Source organism: Streptomyces rugosispiralis (genome assembly GCF_024505145.1).
Classification (GTDB): domain Bacteria; phylum Actinomycetota; class Actinomycetes; order Streptomycetales; family Streptomycetaceae; genus Streptomyces; species Streptomyces rugosispiralis.
Genome location: NZ_JANIAA010000007.1, coordinates 1 through 19,821, shown reverse-complemented (window position 1 = coordinate 19,821; position 19,821 = coordinate 1). Strand labels below are relative to the sequence as shown.

The window sequence follows — 19,821 nt, the reverse complement described above, 5'->3', positions numbered from 1 at the left end:
TCATCGCAAGTCGTCGCATTCGCTTCGAAGGTGCCATGCCTCCCACGCTCGCCTCACTCGTCCGCCACCCCGGTCTCAAGCTGTCCGTCCTCGCGGGCGAGGAGCGGCTGGAGACGCCCGTGCGCTGGGCGCATGTCAGCGAGCTGGCCGACCCCGTGCCCTATATGGAGGGCGGCGAACTGCTCCTGATCACCGCGATGCAGATCGAGGCCGACGACCCGGAGGAGATGGGCCGCTATGTGCGGCGGCTGGTGGGCGCGGGCGTGGTCGGGCTCGGCTTCGCACTCGGCGTCAACTACGCCGAGGTGCCGCCCGCGCTCGCCACGGCGGCCAAGGAGGAGGGGCTGCCGCTGCTCGGCGTCCCCCGCCGCACCCCCTTCATCGCGATCAGCAAGGCCGTCTCCGCGGCGATAGCCGCCGACCAGTACCGGGCCGTGACGGCCGGGTTCGAGGCACAGCGCGAGCTGACCCGCGCCGCCATCGGCGCCGAGGGGCCCGCCGCGCTGCTGGCCCGGCTCGCCGCCCACGTCGACGGCTGGGCCGCGCTCTACGACGTCTCCGGCGCCGTGGTCGCCGCCGCCCCCGACTGGGCCGCCCGCCGCGCCGCCCGGCTCACCGCCGACGTCGAGCGGCTGCGCTCCCGCCCCGGCCCCGCGAGCATCGTGGTCGGCGGGGGCTGCGGGCCGGCCGGGGCCACGGGCGCGGAACCGGCCGAGGACACGGCCGTCGCCGACCGGGTGGAGCTCCAGTCGCTGGGCACGGGGCGCCGTACGCGTGGGGTGCTCGCGGTCGGCACGGGCGCGCCGCTGGGCACCGCCGAGCGCTACGCGGTGCACTCCGCGGTCGCGCTGCTCACCCTGACCACCGAGCGTTCCCGCGCCCTCCAGGAGGCCGAGCAGCGTCTCGGCGCCGCCGTGCTGCGGATGCTGCTCGCGGGCGAGCCCGACCACGCGCGGGCGGTCGCCGGGCGGCTGTACGGCGGGCTGCTCGACGCGCCGTTCCGGATGCTGGTCGCTGAGGTGCCGTCCGGCGCCGCGGCCCAGCAGGCGACCGTGGCGCCCGCCGCCGCGGACGAGGCCCCCGCGGAGGCCTCCACGGAAATCACGGGCACGGGCACGGGAGCGGGAGCGGGAGCGGCCACGGGTGAGGCCGAGGCGGCCGACCCCCTCGGCATCCTCATCGACACCATGGAGGCGGCCGCGGCCCGCATCGGTGAGTCGGTGCTGGTCGTGCCCGACGGCGAACGGCTCATCGTGCTGGCCCCCGACGGCGGTGCGGCGGTCGCGGCCTGCGCCGAGCACGCCCAGGCCGTCGAGGCCCGCCGGGGTACGAAGGCCCGCCCCCGCGACCGCGCCGCGGTCGCCGCGCCCCGCGGCGACGAGCTCGTCATCGGGCTGTCCGCCCCCGCGGGCCCCATCGCCGCCGGGGCCGCCTACCGCCAGGCGGAGCAGGCGCTGTCCGTGGCGCGCCGCCGCGGCCGGATGCTGGTCGAGCACGAGCAGGTCGCGGCGGGTTCCGTACTGCCCCTGCTCGCCGACGACGCCGTCAGGGCGTTCGCCGACGGCATGCTGCGCGCCCTGCACGAGCACGACGCCACCGGCCGGGGCGACCTGGTCGCCTCGCTGCGCGCCTGGCTCTCCCGGCACGGCCAGTGGGACGCGGCCGCCGCCGACCTCGGCGTCCACCGGCACACCCTGCGCTATCGGATGCGCCGTGTCGAGGAGATCCTGGGCCGCTCCCTGGACGACCCGGACGCCCGCATGGAGCTATGGCTGGCCCTCAAGGCCACGGCCCCCGGCACCTCGGCCTGAAGCACCCACCTCCGCCCCCGGAGCCGCCGGTTCCTCCCGGCCGCCCCGTGGTGGCCGTCTGCCCGGCCGCCACGTCGTGGCTGCCGGTGGCGATCGCCGCTCCCGGCCGCCGCTCCGCGGCCGCTGCTTCCCGGCTGCTGCTCCGCGGCCGCTGCTTCCCGGCCGTCTCGTCGTGGCGCCGCCTCCCGATCGCCTCATCGCCGCAGCTATCGCTTCCGGCCGCCGCTTCCCGGGTCGCCTCGCCGCGTCCGGCGTTCCCTGGCCGCCCCGCCCCGGCCACCCCTCCGGCCACCCCTCCCGGCCACCACCCCAACCACCCCGCCCCTCAATCCGGCACGCCATTGCGGAGCGCCCGCGCGTCCGAGTGCTACGCCTCGGACAAACGCCGAGCAGGCCGGGCGCGCCTACGGTGGGAGGAGAGACACCACTTCAGAAGGGTCGGGATCCGCTGTGCCAGACACACACGAAGCTGTCACCCACGCGTTCTGGCTCGCCGGCCGTAAGGCGACGGGCGAGAGCACGCTCGAGGTCACCTCGCCCTGGGACGGCCGCCGCGTCGGCGTGGTGAGCGTTCCCACCGATGCGCAGATCGAGGAGGCCGTCGCCGCGGCCGACGCGGTGCGTGAGGAGTTCGCCGCGACCCCCGCGCACGTCCGGGCCGCCGCGCTGGACCATGTGTCGCGCCGGCTCGCCGAGCGCGCCGAGGAGATCGCCCGGCTGATCTCGGACGAGAACGGCAAGCCGATCAAGTGGGCGCGCGGCGAGGTGGGCCGCGCCGTATCCGTCTTCCGGTTCGCGGCCGAGGAGGCCCGCCGGTTCAACAGCGGGGACGCCCAGCGGCTGGACACCGACGCCGGTGGCACCGGGCGGCTCGCGCTGACCCGCCGCTTCCCGCGCGGCACCGTCCTCGGCATCGCGCCGTTCAACTTCCCGCTGAACCTCAGCGCGCACAAGGTCGCCCCCGCGATCGCCGTCGGCACGCCGATCATCCTCAAGCCGGCGCCGGCGACCCCGCTGTCCGCGCTGATCCTCGGCGAGCTGCTGGCCGAGACCGAGCTCCCCGCGGGCTCCTGGAGCGTCCTTACGGTGCCCAACGACCGGATGCCCGCGCTGGTCCAGGACGAGCGGCTGCCGGTCATCTCCTTCACCGGTTCGGAGAAGGTCGGCTACGCGATCAAGGAATCGGTGCCGCTCAAGCACTGCACCCTGGAACTCGGCGGCAACGGCGCCGCGGTCGTCCTGTCGGACTACGCCGCCGACGCCGACCTCGACTGGGCGGCCACCCGCATCGGCACCTTCTCCAACTACCAGGGCGGACAGTCCTGCATCTCCGTGCAGCGGGTGATCGCGGACGCTTCCGTCTACGAGGAGCTGGTGCCGAAGATCGTCGCGGCCGTCGAGGCGCAGGCCACCGGCGACCCGACCGAGGACGCCACCGACGTCGGCCCGCTGATCAGCGAGGACGCCGCCAAGCGCGTCGAGTCCTGGGTCGACGAGGCCGTCCGGGCCGGTGCGAAGCTGCTCACCGGCGGCAAGCGCGAGGGGTCGAGCTACGCCCCGACCGTGCTCGCGGACGTCCCCGCCGATGTCACCCTCTCCTGCGAGGAGATCTTCGGACCGGTGCTCACCCTGCACAAGGTGGCGGACGAGGACGAGGCGTTCGCGGCCGTCAACGACTCCAAGTACGGCCTGCAGGCGGGCGTCTTCACCCGCGAGGTGCGGACCGCCTTCCGCGCCCACCGCGCGCTGGAGGTCGGCGGCGTGATCATCGGCGATGTGCCCTCGTACCGCGCCGACCAGATGCCGTACGGCGGTGCCAAGAGGTCCGGCGTCGGCCGCGAGGGCGTGCGGTACGCGATGGAGGACTACACCTACGAGCGGGTCATGGTCCTCACCGGCCTCGACCTCTGATCCACCCACCGCCGGGCCCCGCTCCGCTTCGCGGCGGGGCCCGGCGTATGGGGAAGGCAGGGGGTTGACCCGTCCCGGCCACTCCGGACCCTCAACCGGAGAAGCCGAGACGGGCCAGTCTCAGGCCGCCGCCGCGCAGCGTGATGTGCAGGTTCTGGACGCCGGTCGGCGGCGTGGGCAGGGCGGTGCGGACCGTGGTGTAGACGTAGCGGCCGCCGGTGGGCGGGACGGCGACGGCGGCCAGGGTGGTGCCGTCGGCGAGATGCACCTCGACCGTCGCGCCGTCCCCCGCACCCCTCGCGCCGTCGCCCGCAACCCTCGCGCCGTCCCCCGAACCCCTCGCGTCGCCGTCCGTAGCCGTCGCGCCGTCGCCCGCACCCCTCGCGTCGCCGTCCGTAACCGTCGCGCCGTCGCCCACAACCCTCGCGCCGCCGTCCGCACCCCTCGTGTCGTCCCCCGCCGCAGCGGCCTCGTACGCCGCCTCGACCGTCATCGACATCGCCCCCGCGCCGAAGTCGCAGGCGCGGAAGAGCAGTCGGCCGACCGCGTCGTCACGGCAGGCCACCGCGTCCCCGTGGGCCTTGGCGCGGTCCACCAGCACGATCCCGTCCGCCGCGTCGTAGTCCGCGGCCTCCAGACCGCGCCGCAGCACCGGGCGCGGCGCGGGCGGCGGGCCCTCGACGGTCACGGTGGCGGTGGCGCGCGGGTCCGCGCTGGACGCGCCCGCGTGGATCTCGTACGTCCCCGGGTCGACGGTCCAGCGGCCGTGCGCCACGTCCCAGAAGCCCAGCGCGTCCTCGACCGGCACGGTGAAGAACAGCCGCACCCTCTCGCCCCGGCGCAGCCGCACCCTGCGGTGGGCGATGAGCCGGCGGTGCGGCAGCGGGACCCGCGACCCCGGCGCGCTCGCGTAGATCTGTACGACCTCGTCGCCGTCGCACGGGCCGGAGTTGGCGACCTCGCACTCCACGATCAGCCCCGCCTCCCGCCGCACCGACAGCTCGCCGTAGGTGAAGGCGGTGTACGACAGGCCGTGCCCGAAGGGGAAGAGCGGGGCGCCGTCGAAGTACAGATAGGTGGCGCGCGAGGCGATGATGTCGTAGTCGAGCGGATCGGGCAGCTCGTGGTCGGAGGCGTACCAGGTCTGCGGCAGCCGTCCCGCCGGTGAGACGTCCCCGAACAGCACCCGGGCCAGCGCCGTGCCCGCCGCCTGGCCGCCGTGCGCCGTCCACAGCAGTGCGGGCAGCGCATCGGCCGCCTCCGCGACCGCGTACGGATAGCTCGAGGTCAGCACCAGCGCGGTCCGCGGATTGGCGGCGTGGGCCGCGCGCCACAGCCGCTCCTGCTGGATGGGCAGGGCGAGGGTGGTGCGGTCCTCGGTCTCCCGGCCGCCGATATGCGGGTCGTTGCCCGCCACGACGACCACGGCGTCCGCCCGCGCGGCGGCGCGGGCCACCGCGTCCTCGCCGCGCTCGACGACCTCCAGCCGGAAGACGGTCCCGGTCCCCCGCTCGCCGCCGTCACGTTCGGCAACCTTCAGCGCGCCCGCGGCGACACAGACGTAACCACCCGTCCCCTGGTGCCGGAGGAGGTGTCCGTCGGGGTGCGCTTCGAGCGTGAACGTCTCCTGGACCACCCAGCCCCCGGGCTGCTCGGCCGCCGCGCGGACGAAGCCGTCCTTGGCCACGGTCAGGTAGCGGCCGGAGGGCGCCCGGAGGGTGAACACACCGCCGCCCCAGTCGGCCAGGGACAGATCGGTGGGGGTGTCGCCGACGGTCAGCGGCGGCAGGTCGGTACGGCCCGCCGTATGCGCCGGGTTGAGCGAGCCCGGTGCCCCCGCCGGACCCTCGTCCTCCGCCGCCGCGTCCGGCACCCGCACCCAACCGGCCGCGGTGCGCAGCCACACGGTGTCCAGGCCGTCCGCGAACACCACCCGGTCCGCGCCGAGCCGCTCGGCCAGCGCCTCGCGCGGCGAGCTGCGGCGGATCAGGCTGCCGCTGTACCAGTCCAGCTTGCACTCGTCGGCGAGCGGACCGACGACCGCGAGGGTGCGGACGGCGCGCTCGGAGAGCGGCAGCAGACCGTCGTTGGTGAGGAGGACGACGGCCTGTTCGGCGGCCTCCAGGGCGAGCGCCCGATGGGCGGGGGTGTCGAAGGCGCCGTCACATTCCGCTGGCTGCCAACCGGGCTCGTCGAACTCGCCCAGCGCACACCGCATCCCCAGCAGCCGCCGTACCGCCGTGTCCACCGTGGAGGCGTCGATCAGCCCGCGCGCCAGCGCGCCCCGCACCCGCGCGATCGTCTTCGACGCGTCCTGGTCGTGGTCGGTGAAGCTGTCCACCCCCGCCCGCAGGGCCGCCGCTACGGCCTCCTCATGGGTGTCGAAGTAGTGCTCGGAGTCGACCAGATTGGACGGCGCGCCCGCGTCGGAGCAGACCACCAGCTCCTGGTCGGTCCAGGTGCGCAAGTGCTCGCGCAGATAGGGCGAGACATGGTTGGGCCGCCCGTTGACCAGGTTGTACGCGGGCATCACCCCGGCCACCGCGCCCGCCCGCACCGCCCCGCGGAAGGCCGCCAGATCGTACTCGTGCAGGACCCGCGGCCGCACCGAGGAGGAGGTGGTGTCCCGGTCGCTCTCGTTGTTGTGCGCCAGCCAGTGCTTGAGGACGGGTGCGGTGCGCCAACGATCCGGGTGGTCGCCGCGCAGCCCGCGGGTGTAGGCCGTGGCCAGGGCCGAGGTGAGGTACGGATCCTCGGCGTACCCCTCCTCGTTGCGGCCCCAGCGCGGATCGCGCAGCAGGTTCACCGTCGGCGACCACACATTGAGGCCCACCCGCGGATCGCGTGCGCGCATCGCCTGTGCCTCGCGGCCGACCGCCTCGCCGACGCGCCGCACCAGCTCCGGGTTCCAGGTCGCGCCGAGCCCGACGGCCTGGGGGAAGACGGTGGCCGGGCCCATCCAGGCGACGCCGTGCAGCGCCTCCTGCCCGGTACGGAAGGGCGCGAGGCCGAGCCGCTCCACTCCGGGCGCGTACTGGTGGAGCATCGCGATCCGCTCATCGAGCGTGAGCCGGGCCAGCAGATCCTCGACGCGCGTACGCACCGGCAGCCGTGGATCCCGAAAGGGCAGATCGCGAAAGGGAAGATCGTGAAAGGGCGGATCGTGAAAGGGCGGATGCGTGATCAGATCACCGTCATCGCTCACGGATACGGCCCCTCTTCCTCGGCTCCCGATGTCGAATCGACGTCGATTCGAAGCGCTTCGATGCTGGGCGCACCGTGCCCACTCTGTCAAGGCTCCAAGGAAGCGCAACCCATCGGCACCTTGCGCCACCACTCTTGCGCGACGCCACCCACCGCCTTAATCTCAGCGCGATATCGAAGCGCTTCGACCAATCTTCGATCATTCTCGGCCAACTCGACCATCGGTCGTACGGCGGGCACGCCACGAAGGGTTGACGCAATGCCGAACTCCCAGGCTTCGGCCTCCACTTCCCCTCCCAGCCGGAGAACCTTCCTGGCCTCCACGGCGGTTGCCGCGGCGGCCGTCGCGGGAGGGGTTCCGCTGCTCACCGGCTGCTCCACCGAGGAGGGCTCCGGAAAGGGCGGCACCACCTCCGGCAAGGAACTGAAGAACCTGCTACCGGCCTATGCGGCCTCGAAGGTGGCCGACCCGGACATCCCCAGCGTCAACGGCTCCAGCCCCGGTTACACCAAGGCCCCACCCGCCGCCGAACTGGTCGCCTCCGTGAAGGGCAAGCCCGGCCACGGCGGCAGCTACACGATGTTCGAACCGCTCTGGGGCACCCCGCCGCCCAAGAACAACGCCTATTACAAGGCGGTCGACGACGCGCTCGGCGCCACGGTCAAGTTCCAGCCGCAGGACGGCAACACCTATGGCGAGAAGCTCGGCGCCGTCCTCGCCTCCGGCGACATCGCCGATATCGTGATGATCCCGCTCTGGGAGATGGGCGGGCGGATCCATGGCGCGGTCAGCGCCAAATTCGCCGATCTGGGCCCGTATCTCTCCGGTGACAAGGTCAAGAAATATCCGAACCTCGCGGCCATTCCCACCGCCGCCTGGCAGATGTCCGTCTTCGGCGGCAAGCTCCGCGGGCTGCCGATGCCCTCCCGTCCGCTCGGCAGCGTCATTCCGTACTACCGCGAGGACATCTTCACCAAGGAGGGCTATCACGTCCCCAAGAGCCCGGCGGAATTCCTCGCCCTGGCCAAGGAGATCACCCGGCCCAAGAGCAAGGTGTGGGCCTGCGACGACATGTGGTGGTCGGCGCAGCGGTTCTTCGGCTGCCCGGGGGAGAAGCCGTACTACTGGATCGAGAAGAACGGCAAACTGGTCCACAAGGTCGAGACCGAGAACTACCTCGAGGCCCTGGAATGGTGCCGCAAGCTCTTCGCCGGGGGCCATGTCCACCCCGACGCGGTCGCGGGCAAGGCCAATGACGCGCTGACCCGTTTCACCTCCGGGCAGACCCTCCTCTACAACGACGGCGAAGCCAAGTGGTACGGCGCCACCTTCGAACAGGCCGGTGTCAACCCGGACTTCAAGATTCAGGGAATGGACTGGTTCGGCCCCGACGGCGGCGCCCCGGTCATCTATCTCGACCCGCCCGCCCAGATCTGGTCGTTCCTCAACAAGAACCTCGCCAAGGTTCAGATCGAGGAAATCCTCGCCCTCGCGAACTTCATCGCCGCGCCCTTCGGCACCAAGGAGCAGCGCCTCATCGACTACGGCGTCGAAGGCGTGCACCACGAGATGAAGAAGGGCGTACCGGTCAAGAACGCCACGGGAGTCCGGGACGTCCAGGACACCTATCGCTTCATCGCCTCCCCGCAGGCGAGCGTCGCCTATCCGGACTTCCCGCGGATGGTCGAGGACTACTGCGGCTGGATGCGGCGGATGGGCAAGTTCGCCAGAAAACCGCTCTTCTACGGAATGCAGATCCAGGAGCCCAATCGGTACGCCTCGCTCTACACGCCGTTCGAGGACCTCGCCAAGGACGTCACCCGCGGCCGTAAGTCGATCAAGGACGCCCAGCGGGCCATCGGCGACTGGCGCAGCGGTGGCGGCGACCGGCTCCGCGACTGGTACGCGGGGCTCCTCGACGAGAACGGCAGCGGCGCCTGATGGCCGAGCCGGCCCGGGGCGCCCTGGCGGACCGTGGCGCCACGCCGGGGCGCGATGCCCCGCCGGCTCCCGGCACTCCGCCGGGCCCCGGCACCCCGACCGCCCGCACCGGACGGTGGCACCGGCTCCGCCGCGACCGCACCCTCCTGCTGATGGTCGCCCCCGCCGTCGGTCTCCTCCTGCTCTTCACTTACGTCCCGCTGCTCTGGACCACGGTCGCCTATCTGGATTACGACCCGTTCACCCAGGGGCTGTGGTCCAGCCCCTGGGTGGGCCTGGACAACTTCACCCTCCTCTTCGAGGACAGCCGCTTCTGGGACGCCTTCGCCAACACCCTCTCCATCACCTTCATCCAGCTGGTGCTGTTCTTCCCGGTGCCCATCGCGCTGGCGCTGCTGCTCAACAGCGTGCTCAGCGACAAGGTCCGCGGCCTGGTGCAGTCGATCCTGTACCTGCCGCACTTCTTCTCCTGGGTGCTGGTGATCACGATCTTCCAGCAGATGCTCGGAGGTGCCGGACTGCTCGCCCAGCAGCTGCGCGCCCACGGGCACGAGGGCTTCGACCTGATGACCGACCCGGGCGTCTTCAAGTTCCTGATCACCGCCCAGCTGGTGTGGAAGGACGCGGGCTGGGGCGTGATCGTCTTCCTGGCCGCGCTCTCCGCCGTCAACCAGGACCTGTACGAGGCCGCGGCGGTGGACGGCGCGAACCGCCGGCGCCGGATGTGGCACGTCACGCTGCCCGCGCTGCGCCCCGTGGTCGCCCTGCTGCTGGTGCTGCGCGTCGGCGACTCGCTGACCGTCGGCTTCGAGCAGATCCTGCTCCAGCGCGACGCGGTCGGGCCCGGCGCCTCGGAGGTCTTCGACACCTATGTGTGGTGGGTCGGCATCGCCAACACCGACTACGGGATCGCCGCCGCCGGCGGTCTGATCAAGGGCGCCTTCAGCCTGGTGCTGGTGCTGATCGCCAACAAAGTCGCCCATATGCTCGGCGAGCAGGGGGTTTACCGGAAATGACCGTGACCGAGCGGACTACGGCGACCCCGACCGGACCCGCTGCCCCGCCCCCGCGGCGGCGCCGCGACGAAAGGCGCCCGGTGTGGGAGGAGGAGCCCGGCAGGGTCGGCCAGGGGCTCAAGGGGGCCACCCTGACCGGGGTGTGTCTGGCGATCCTCGGCCCGCTGTGGGTGGTGATCGTCACCAGCCTCTCCGACCAGCGGACCATCACCGACGCCGGGGGACTGGTGATCGTCCCCAAGACGATCACCTTCCGCGCCTACACCGAGCTGCTGAGCGGCGGCACGGTGACCCGGGCGACGCTCGTCAGCCTCGCGCTCACCGCCGTGGGCACCGTGATCAGTACCGTGGTCTCGGTCCTGTGCGCCTACGGCCTGTCCCGCCCGGGGTCCTTCCTGCACCGGCCGATCCTGCTGGTGCTGCTGGTCACCATGTTCTTCAACGCCGGTCTCATCCCCACGTATCTGCTGGTCACCGGCGTCGGCCTGGAGGGCAGCTACTGGTCGATGATCCTGCCCGGGGCCGTCTCGGTCTTCAACGTCCTGGTGCTGCGGGCGTTCTTCCAGAACATCGCGCCCGAGCTGATCGACAGCGCCCGGATCGACGGCGCGGGGGACTGGCGGATCCTGTTCCGCATCGTGCTGCCGCTGTCGAAGGCCGTGATCGCGGTGGTCTCGCTCTTCTACGCGGTCGGCTACTGGAGCCAGTGGTTCAACGCCATGCTCTACCTCAACGACCAGGACAAATGGCCGCTCCAGATGATCCTGCGCCAGCTGGTGATCAAGCAGCAGGCGCCCCAGGGCATGTCCCAGATGATCTCCACCCAGCAGATCCCAGGGCTGGCCGTGCAGATGGCTGTCATGGTGCTCGCGCTGATCCCCGTCGCGGTGCTCTACCCCTTCGTCCAGAAGCACTTCACCAAGGGCATGCTCACCGGCGCCGTCAAGGGCTGACGCCGGTCGCCCCCGTACCCAGCCGACCCGAGACGGGAGCCGGTATGCCCGACCTGAACGACGCCACCCGCGGCCGCGTCCTCTACGGCGGCGACTACAACCCCGAGCAGTGGCCGGAGAGGGTGTGGCACGACGACATCCGGCTGATGCGCCGGGCGGGCGTCACCACCGTCACCGTCGGCGTCTTCTCCTGGGCCCGGCTCGAACCCCGCCCCGGCGCCCGGGACTTCGGCTGGCTGGACCGGATCCTGGACCTGCTCCACGAGGGCGGGATCGAGGTGTGCCTGGCCACCCCGACCGCCTCCCCGCCGCCCTGGATGGGCTCCCGCCACCCCGAGACCCTGCCGCGCGACGAGAGCGGCACGGTCGTCTGGTACGGCTCACGGAACCAGTTCTGCGCCTCGTCGCCCGTCTACCGCGAGCACGCCCTGCGCATCACCGAGGACCTGGCGGACCGCTACGGCGGCCATCCCGCCCTGCGGATGTGGCACGTCGGCAACGAGTACGGCACCCACTGCTGGTGCGACGAGACCGCCCGGCACTTCCGCCGCTGGCTGCGCACCCGGTACGGCGGCTTGGACGCCCTCAACGAGGCGTGGGGGACGGCCTTCTGGAGCCAGCGCTACGACTCCTGGGAGGAGATCATCCCGCCGCGCCGCGCCCAGTACCTGATCAACCCCGGTCAGGCGCTGGACTTCCGCCGGTTCACCAGCGACGCCCTGCTGGAGTGCTTCACCGCCGAACGCGACGCGCTGGCCGCCCGCACCCCGCACACCCCCGTGACCACCAACTTCATGCCCCTGTTCATCGGCCAGGACGGCTGGGCCTGGGCGGCGGAGGAGGACGTGGTCTCCGTCGACCTCTACCCCGACCCCAAGGACCCGCACGCGGCCGCCTACGGGGCGCTGGTCCAGGACCTGACCCGCTCCCAGGCGGGCGGCCCCTGGGTCCTCATGGAGCAGGCCGCGGGCCCGGTCAACTGGCGCGGCGTCAACCACCCCAAGCCGGACGGGCTGATGCGGCTGTGGTCCCTCCAGGCCGTGGCGCGCGGCGCCGACGCGGTCTGCTTCTTCCAGTGGCGGCAGTCCCGGCAGGGCAGCGAGAAGTTCCACTCCGGGATGGTCCCGCACGCCGGTGAGCACAGCCGCACCTTCGCGCGGGTGCGCGAACTCGGCGCCGAGCTGCGCGAACTGGCCCCGGTCGCGGGCACGGACGTCCCCGCGCGGGCCGCGATCCTGCACGACTGGCACTCCTGGTGGGCCACCGCCCAGGACGGCCGCCCCTCCTCGCTGGTCTCCTGCGAACGGCTGCTGCGCGCCTGGCACCAGGCCCTGTGGGAGCGGAACCTCACCACCGACTTCGCCCATCCGCACGCCGACCTCACCGACTACGCCCTCGTCGCCGTCCCCCAGCTGTATCTGCTGACCGACGAGGCGCTGGACAACCTCGCGGCGTACGTACGCGGCGGCGGCACCCTTGTCTGCGGCTTCTTCACCGGGGTCGCCGACGAGGACGACCGGGTGCGCCCCGGCGGGGTGGACCGCCGCCTCCGTGCGCTCCTCGGCATCCGTACGGTCCACGAGTGGTGGCCGCTGGACGAGGGCGAGGCGCTCACCGCCGAGGGCGCCTGGCTGGGCGCGTTCCACGGCACCCTCTGGTCCGAGGACCTGGAGCCGTCCACCGCCGAACCGGTCGCCCGGATCAAGGGCGGTGAGCTCGACGGCCGCCCCGCCGTCACCCGTAACGCCTACGGCACCGGCACTGCCTGGTACGTCTCCACCCTCCCCGAACCCGCCGCCCTGCGCGCCCTGCTCGGCCGTGCCGCCGAGGAGGCGGGGCTGGCGCCCGTGCTGCCCGGCCTCCCCGAGGGCGTCGAGGCCGTGCGGCGCGGCCCGTATCTCTTTCTGCTCAACCACGGCCGCACCCCGGCGGTCGTCCCCCTCCCGTCCGCGCGGACGGATCTGCTCACCGGGCGCGCACACCACACCGGCGTCCGGCTGGACCGCTTCGCGGTCATGGTCCTGGCTCCGCCCGAATCCCTCGGCTGAAGCTCCCCGCATCCCTCGTCCGAAAGGGAAGGTCCCGTGCAACGAGCCGCTCGAACGCTCTTCCTCACCCCGCTGATCGCGTTACTCGCGCTGATCGGCTTCGCCGCCGCCCCCGCCCAGGCCGCCACCTGGTCCTCCTCGGACCAGTGGGGCACCTGGTCCAACGGGGGCTACACCCTCTACAACAACATCTGGGGCTCCGGCGCCGGATCGCAGACCATCTGGGCCAACTCCTACAGCGACTGGGGAGTGTGGGCCAATCACCCGAACACCGGCGGCATCAAGTCCTACCCCAACGCCAAGAAGGTCGTCGGCAAGAAGATCAGCGCCATCAACAGCCTCACCAGCAACTACAGCGTGACGGTCCCGTCCTCGGGCGCCTACAACACCTCGTACGACATCTGGGACAGCAACTACGCGTACGAGATCATGCTCTGGGTCAACAAGACCGGCCCGGTCGGCCCCCTCGGCACCTCCCAGGGCACCGTCACCCTCGGCGGTCACACCTGGACCGTCTACAAGGGCAGCAACGGCTCCAACCAGGTCTTCTCCTTCATCCGCGGCTCCAACTCCAGCTCCGGCTCCGTGGACATCAAGTCCATCGTGAACTGGATCAAGAACACCAAGGGCTGGTTCGGCGATGTGACCATCGGCGACGTCCAGTTCGGCTATGAGATCACCTCCTCGGCCGGCGGTCTGGACTTCCGCACCAACAGCTTCGGGGTGAGCGCGAGCTGACCCCCGCGTACCGCCGCCGGCCGGCCATGCGGCGGCGGTACGCCACCGGCCGGCGAGATCGCGTCAGGGCGTGCCGGGCGCCGGGCCCGAGCTCGCCCGCACGGCCAGCTCCGGGGCGAGCAGGGTCACCTGCTCCTCCGGGGCGCCGCCCGCCAGCTTCGCCACCGCCAGCTCCACGGCCCGCCGCCCCATCTCCTGCGCGGGGATGGCCACCGAGGTGAGCCGCACCGACGCCTGGGTGGCCACCTGCTCGGGGCATATGGCGACCACTGAGACGTCCTCGGGCACCGCGCGGCCCTGCCGGCGCAACAGGCTGAGCAGCGGTTCGATGGCCGCCTCGTTCTGCACCACGAAGCCGGTGGTGCCGGGCCGCTCGTCGAAGATCCGGGAGAGGGTGCCGTCCATGGACTCGTAGCTGCCCTCGCACGGCCGGTGCAGCAGCCGCACCCCCAGGTCGGCGGCGCGGCGGCGCAGCCCCTCCAGGGTCCGCTCGGCGAAACCGGTGTGGCGCTCATAGACGGCCGGGGCCTCGCCCACGACGGCGATCTCCCGGTGGCCGAGGTCCGCCAGATGCTCGGCGCACAGCGCGCCGGTGGCGGTGAAGTCCAGATCGACGCAGGTCAGGCCGACGGTGTCGGCGGGCAGCCCGATCAGTACGGTGGGCTGGCGGGCCGCGTGCAGCAGCGGCAGCCGCTCGTCCTCCAGCTCCACATCCATCACGATCATGGCGTCGGCGAGCCCGCTGCCGGTCACCCGGCGCACCGCCGCCGGGCCCTCCTCGCCGGTGAGCAGCAGGACGTCATAGCCGTGGGAGCGGGCGGTGGTGGCGACCGCGATGGCGATCTCCATCATCACCGGCACGTACATGTCCGTCCGCAGTGGCACCATGAGCGCGAGGATGTTGGAGCGGCTGCTGGCCAGGGCGCGGGCTCCGGCGTTGGGGTGGTAGCCGAGCTCCTTGATGCTGTGCTCGACGCGCTCGCGCGTGGGAGCGGAGATCGACCGCTTGCCGCTGAGGACATAGCTCACCGTGCTGGCGGAGACTCCGGCGTGGCGGGCGACCTCGGCGAGGGTGACCATGCGGGGGACTCCATCCGATGGGATTGTGAGTGAAGCGCTTCGACGCATGGCCGGACATCTTTATGCGGCGCCATGCGGATTGACCCTAAACCCGCAGCGCAAGTGCTGTCCAGAGGGTGTCGAAGCGCTTCAACGCCAGGGCCCTGCCCCGCGCCACCCCTGCCGGGCCGACCGCCCCGGCAAACCCTCCCGAACCTCCAGATCCCGGCGTCCTCCCGCTTTGCCGTCCCGTCGGACCGGAGGCACACTGGCAGCGGTACGTGCCGGTAATGTCACGAGATCGTCGCGGCAAAGGGAGCACCGATGACCGCATCCTCCGTCAGGCCGGTGTCCGAGCGTGAAGCGCGCCAGGTCGCCGAGGCCGCACGCGAACAGGTATGGCACAAGCCCAGCTTCGCCAAGGAGCTCTTCCTCGGCCGCTTCCGACTCGATCTGATCCATCCCCACCCCGCCCCCGCCCCGGACGACGTCCGCCGCGGCGAGAGCTTCCTCGCCAAGCTCCAGGAGTTCTGCGAGACGCGGGTCGACGCCGCACGTATCGAGCGCGAGGCGCAGATCCCCGACGAGACCATCAAGGGGCTCAAGGAGCTCGGCGCGCTCGGCATGAAGATCGACACCAAGTACGGGGGCCTCGGCCTCACCCAGGTCTACTACAACAAGGCCCTCGCCCTGGCCGGCTCCGTCAGCCCGGCGATCGGCGCCCTGCTCTCCGCCCACCAGTCGATCGGCGTACCGCAGCCGCTGAAGCTCTTCGGCACCCAGGAGCAGAAGGACCTCTTCCTGCCGCGCTGCGCCCGCACCGACGTCTCGGCCTTCCTGCTCACCGAGCCGGACGTGGGCTCCGACCCGGCCCGCCTCGCCACCACCGCCGTGCCCGACGGCGACGACTACCTGCTCGACGGCGTCAAGCTGTGGACCACCAACGGCGTGGTCGCCGACCTGCTGGTGGTGATGGCCAGGGTGCCGCGCTCCGAGGGCCACAAGGGCGGCATCACCGCCTTCGTCGTCGAGACCGCCTCCGAGGGCGTCACCGTCGAGAACCGCAACGCCTTCATGGGGCTGCGCGGCCTGGAGAACGGCGTCACCCGCCTCCACCGGGTCCGGGTCCCGGCCGCCAACCGGATCGGCCCCGAGGGCGCCGGTCTCAAGATCGCGCTGACCACGCTCAACACCGGACGGCTGTCGCTGCCCGCGATGTGCGCGGGCGCCGGGAAGTGGTGTCTGAAGATCGCCCGCGAATGGTCGGCCGCCCGTGAGCAGTGGGGCAAGCCCATCGCCGAGCACGAGGCCGTCGGCGCCAAGATCTCCTTCATCGCGGCGACCACCTTCGCCCTGGAGGCCGTCATCGACCTCGCCTCCCAGATGGCCGACGAGGACCGCAACGACATCCGCATCGAGGCGGCGCTCGCCAAGCTCTACGGCAGCGAGATGGCCTGGCTGATGGCCGACGAACTGGTCCAGATCCGCGGCGGCCGGGGCTATGAGACCGCGGCCTCGCTGGCCGCCCGCGGGGAGCGGGCCGTCCCCGCCGAGCAGATGCTGCGCGATCTGCGGATCAACCGGATCTTCGAGGGCTCGACCGAGATCATGCACCTCCTCATCGCCCGCGAGGCGGTGGACGCCCATCTGTCGGTGGCGGGCGATCTCATCGACCCCGACAAGTCCCTCCAGGACAAGGGCAAGGCGGCCGCCAAGGCCGGTGGCTTCTACGCCCGCTGGCTGCCCGGCCTGCTCACCGGACCCGGCCAACTGCCCCGCGCCTACCCGGAGTTCAACCCGGACGGCCACCCGGACCTGTCCCCGCATCTGCGCTATGTGGAGCGCTCGGCGCGCAAGCTGGCCCGCTCCACGTTCTACGCCATGTCCCGCTGGCAGGGCCGGATGGAGACCAAACAGGGCTTCCTCAGCCGGATCGTCGACATCGGGGCGGAGCTGTTCGCGATGAGCGCGGCCTGCGTACGGGCCGAGATGCTGCGCTCCCGCGGCGACCACGGGGTCGCGGCCTACCAGTTGGCGGACGCGTTCTGCCGGCAGGCCAGGATCCGCGCCGAGGAGCTCTTCGGGCGGCTGTGGAGCAACACCGACGACCTCGACCGCAAGGTGGTCTCCGGGGTGCTCTCCGGAGCGTACGAGTGGCTCGAGCACGGCGTCATCGACCCCAGCGGCGACGGTCCCTGGATCGCCGACGCCACCCCCGGCCCGACCGCCAAGCAGAACGTCCACCGCCCCATCCACTGAGGAGCCGCCGGAAGGCCGCCGGAGCACGTGCCGACAGGCCCCCGGGGTCCGCGATCACCGGATCCCGGGGCGTGTCACCGAGCCGTCACCCCTTGCCCCCACAATGGGGGGATGACGGATTCCCTGGCTGACCCGCATCTGCGCGTTCCGGCGGCCACCGCCGCGGCGAGCGTGCGCGACATCGTGATCCTGGGCTCCACCGGTTCGATCGGCACCCAGGCCATCGACGTGGTGCTGCGCAATCCCGACCGCTTCCGCGTGACCGGCCTGTCCGCCGCCGGGGGACGGGCCGGGCTCCTCGCCGAGCAGGCCCACCGGCTGCGGGTGGACAGGGTCGCGGTCGCCCGGCCCGAGGCGGTGGCCGAGGTGCGCCAGGCGCTGAGCGCGCACTACGGCGCCGGCGAGCCGCTCCCCGAGATCCTGGCGGGGCCCGACGCGGCCACCGAGCTCGCCCGCTCCCAGTGCCACACCGTGCTCAACGGCATCACCGGCTCCATCGGCCTGGCGCCCACCCTGGCCGCCCTGGAGGCGGGCCGGGTGCTGGCGCTGGCCAACAAGGAATCGCTCATCGTCGGGGGCCCCCTGGTCAAGGCCGTGGCCAAGCCCGGGCAGATCGTCCCCGTCGACTCCGAGCACTCCGCGCTCTTCCAGGCGCTGCTCGGTGGCGCCCGCGAGGAGGTCCGCAAGCTGGTCGTCACCGCCTCCGGCGGTCCGTTCCGCGGCCGGACCAAGCGGGAGCTGGCCTCGGTCACCCCGGAGCAGGCGCTGGCCCACCCCACCTGGGACATGGGCCCGGTGGTCACGATCAACTCCGCGACCCTCGTCAACAAGGGCCTCGAGGTCATCGAGGCGCATCTGCTCTACGACATTCCCTTCGAGCGGATTGAGGTGGTGGTCCACCCTCAGTCGTATATCCACTCGATGGTTGAATTCACCGATGGCTCGACGCTCGCCCAGGCGAGCCCGCCCGATATGCGGATGCCCATCGCGCTCGGCCTCGGCTGGCCCGAGCGGGTGCCGGACGCCGCGCCCGGCTGCGACTGGACCAAGGCCCACACCTGGGAGTTCTTCCCCCTGGACACCGAGGCGTTCCCCTCGGTCGGCCTCGCCCGCCACGTCGGCGACCTCGGCGGCACCGCCCCGGCCGTCTTCAACGCGGCGAACGAGGAGTGCGTGGACGCCTTCCTCGACGGAAAGCTGCCGTTCAACGGAATCGTCGATACGGTCGCCGAGGTGGTGGCCGAACACGGCACCCCCGCCAAGGGAACCCGGCTCACGGTCGCGGACGTCCTCGAGGCCGAGACATGGGCCCGCGCCCGCGCAACGGAACTGGCCGCCAGAGCGGCGAAGGCGACCCCGGAGGCTCGCGCATGACGACACTGATGACGGTCCTCGGCATAGTGGTGTTCGCCGTCGGCCTGCTGATCTCCATCGCCTGGCATGAGCTGGGCCACCTCTCCACGGCCAAGCTCTTCGGCATCCGGGTGCCCCAGTACATGGTCGGCTTCGGGCCGACGATCTTCTCCCGGAAGAAGGGCGAGACCGAGTACGGCATCAAGGCGGTCCCGCTCGGCGGCTACATCCGCATGATCGGGATGTTCCCGCCGGGCGACGACGGAAAGATCACCGCCCGCTCCACCTCACCGTGGCGCGGCATGATCGAGGACGCCCGGTCGGCCGCCTTCGAGGAGCTCCAGCCCGGCGACGACAAGCGCCTGTTCTACACGCGCAAGCCGTGGAAGCGCGTGATCGTCATGTTCGCCGGACCCTTCATGAACCTGATCCTCGCGGTGGCCATCTTCCTCGGGGTGATGATGAGCTTCGGCGTCAACACCCAGACCACCAATGTGGGCACGGTCTCCCAGTGCGTGGTCGCGGCCTCGTCCTCCACCGACAAGTGCCCCAAGGGTGCCAAGGACTCCCCGGCCAAGGCCGCCGGTCTGCAGCCCCGGGACAAGATCGTCGCGTTCAACGGGCACCGCACCCCGGACTGGGGCACCCTCCAGCAGGACATCCGCGAGACCACAGGACCCGCCACCATCACCGTCGAGCGGGACGGCGTCCGCAAGACCCTGCACGCCAACCTCATAGAGAACCAGGTCGCCAAGTCGGACGGGAACGGCGGCTATGTCGAGGGCGAGTTCGTCACCGCCGGCTTCCTCGGCTTCACCCCGGCCAACGGCGTGGTCCAGCAGTCCTTCGGGCAGTCCGTGGACCGCATGGGCAACATGGTCGAGGACGGCATCGACTCGATGATCGCCCTGCCCTCCAAGATCCCGGACCTGTGGAACGCGGCCTTCGGCGACGGCGAGCGCAAGGCGGACTCCCCGATGGGCGTCGTGGGCGCGGCCCGGGTCGGCGGCGAGGTCGCCAACCTCGACATCCCGCCCTCCCAGCGGATCGCGACCATGCTCTTCCTGGTCGCGGGGTTCAACCTCTCGCTGTTCCTGTTCAACATGCTGCCGCTGCTGCCGCTGGACGGCGGCCACATCGCGGGCGCGGTGTGGGAGGCCATCCGGCGCCACACCGCCCGGCTGGTCCGGCGGCCCGACCCCGGGCCGTTCGACGTGGCGAAGATGATGCCGGTCGCCTATGTGATCGCCGGAGTCTTCATCTGCTTCACGCTGCTCGTCCTGGTGGCGGACGTCGTGAACCCCGTGAAAATCTCCTGATGACGCGAGATGTCCTGAAGTTCACCTTTGGGTGGACTTCAGGAGCGCGGTGTGCTGAGGCCATGGCCGGTGCCGTAATCTCGGAGATTGGAGTCCGCTGATCTCCGGCCACGCACACACCTTGGGGTTACGAACCAGATGACTGCGATTTCGCTAGGAATGCCGTCCGTACCGGCCAAGCTCGCCGAGCGCAGGGTCAGCCGGAAGA

The 19,821-nt window shown here is 71.7% G+C and carries 12 protein-coding genes; 10 read left to right on the top strand and 2 right to left on the bottom strand.

Annotated features, from left to right (window positions below):
• The first annotated feature begins 35 nt into the window (after nt 1–35).
• Complete coding sequence (locus NP777_RS13945) at nt 36–1,811, top strand: PucR family transcriptional regulator (RefSeq protein ID WP_256650469.1); 1,776 nt, start codon at nt 36–38, stop codon at nt 1,809–1,811.
• 450 nt (nt 1,812–2,261) lie between these two features.
• A complete protein-coding gene (locus NP777_RS13940; protein ID WP_256650468.1) occupies nt 2,262–3,722 on the top strand; it encodes an aldehyde dehydrogenase family protein in 1,461 nt (486 codons plus the stop codon).
• A gap of 91 nt (nt 3,723–3,813) precedes the next feature.
• On the opposite strand, the gene NP777_RS13935 is transcribed toward NP777_RS13940, so the two are convergent.
• Nucleotides 3,814–6,927: a glycoside hydrolase family 3 C-terminal domain-containing protein gene (locus tag NP777_RS13935; protein WP_391858507.1), complete on the bottom strand. Its 3,114-nt coding sequence runs from the start codon at nt 6,925–6,927 to the stop codon at nt 3,814–3,816.
• A 258-nt stretch (nt 6,928–7,185) separates the two neighbouring features.
• Between NP777_RS13935 and NP777_RS13930 the strand changes: the two genes are divergently transcribed.
• From NP777_RS13930 to NP777_RS13910, 5 genes are read left to right on the top strand one after another with little or no spacing between them, the layout of a single operon-like run.
• Nucleotides 7,186–8,868: an extracellular solute-binding protein gene (locus NP777_RS13930; RefSeq protein WP_256650467.1), complete on the top strand. Its 1,683-nt coding sequence runs from the start codon at nt 7,186–7,188 to the stop codon at nt 8,866–8,868.
• Nucleotides 8,868–9,884, top strand: coding sequence for an ABC transporter permease (locus tag NP777_RS13925; RefSeq protein WP_256650466.1), 1,017 nt, complete (start codon nt 8,868–8,870; stop codon nt 9,882–9,884). The genes NP777_RS13930 and NP777_RS13925 overlap by 1 nt, the downstream gene beginning before the upstream one ends.
• Nucleotides 9,881–10,837 carry a carbohydrate ABC transporter permease gene (locus tag NP777_RS13920; RefSeq protein WP_256650465.1) on the top strand — a complete coding sequence of 319 codons (957 nt, stop codon included), beginning with the start codon at nt 9,881–9,883 and terminating at the stop codon, nt 10,835–10,837. Before NP777_RS13925 ends, NP777_RS13920 begins: the two co-directional genes overlap by 4 nt.
• Before the next feature lie 44 nt (nt 10,838–10,881).
• Entirely contained in the window at nt 10,882–12,885 is a 2,004-nt protein-coding gene (locus NP777_RS13915; protein WP_256650464.1) for a beta-galactosidase, read from the top strand.
• A gap of 36 nt (nt 12,886–12,921) precedes the next feature.
• Entirely contained in the window at nt 12,922–13,623 is a 702-nt protein-coding gene (locus NP777_RS13910) for a glycoside hydrolase family 12 protein (RefSeq protein ID WP_256650463.1), read from the top strand.
• Nucleotides 13,624–13,686: 63 nt separating this feature from the next.
• Here NP777_RS13910 and NP777_RS13905 read toward each other — a convergent pair whose 3' ends face one another.
• The gene (locus tag NP777_RS13905; RefSeq protein WP_256650462.1) at nt 13,687–14,703 is read right to left on the bottom strand and encodes a LacI family DNA-binding transcriptional regulator; all 1,017 of its coding nucleotides are present in this window, start codon (nt 14,701–14,703) and stop codon (nt 13,687–13,689) included.
• Between the two features lie 303 nt (nt 14,704–15,006).
• On the opposite strand from NP777_RS13905, the gene NP777_RS13900 reads away from it, so the two are divergent.
• The 3 genes from NP777_RS13900 (at nt 15,007) to NP777_RS13890 (ending at nt 19,613) form a co-directional block, all read left to right on the top strand.
• Nucleotides 15,007–16,941 carry an acyl-CoA dehydrogenase family protein gene (locus NP777_RS13900; protein WP_256650461.1) on the top strand — a complete coding sequence of 645 codons (1,935 nt, stop codon included), beginning with the start codon at nt 15,007–15,009 and terminating at the stop codon, nt 16,939–16,941.
• Between the two features lie 111 nt (nt 16,942–17,052).
• Nucleotides 17,053–18,315: a 1-deoxy-D-xylulose-5-phosphate reductoisomerase gene (gene dxr, locus NP777_RS13895; RefSeq protein ID WP_256650460.1), complete on the top strand. Its 1,263-nt coding sequence runs from the start codon at nt 17,053–17,055 to the stop codon at nt 18,313–18,315.
• Nucleotides 18,312–19,613, top strand: a complete 1,302-nt coding sequence (locus NP777_RS13890; RefSeq protein ID WP_256650459.1) for a M50 family metallopeptidase — start codon at nt 18,312–18,314, stop codon at nt 19,611–19,613. The genes dxr and NP777_RS13890 overlap by 4 nt, the downstream gene beginning before the upstream one ends.
• Nucleotides 19,614–19,821: the final 208 nt, after the last annotated feature.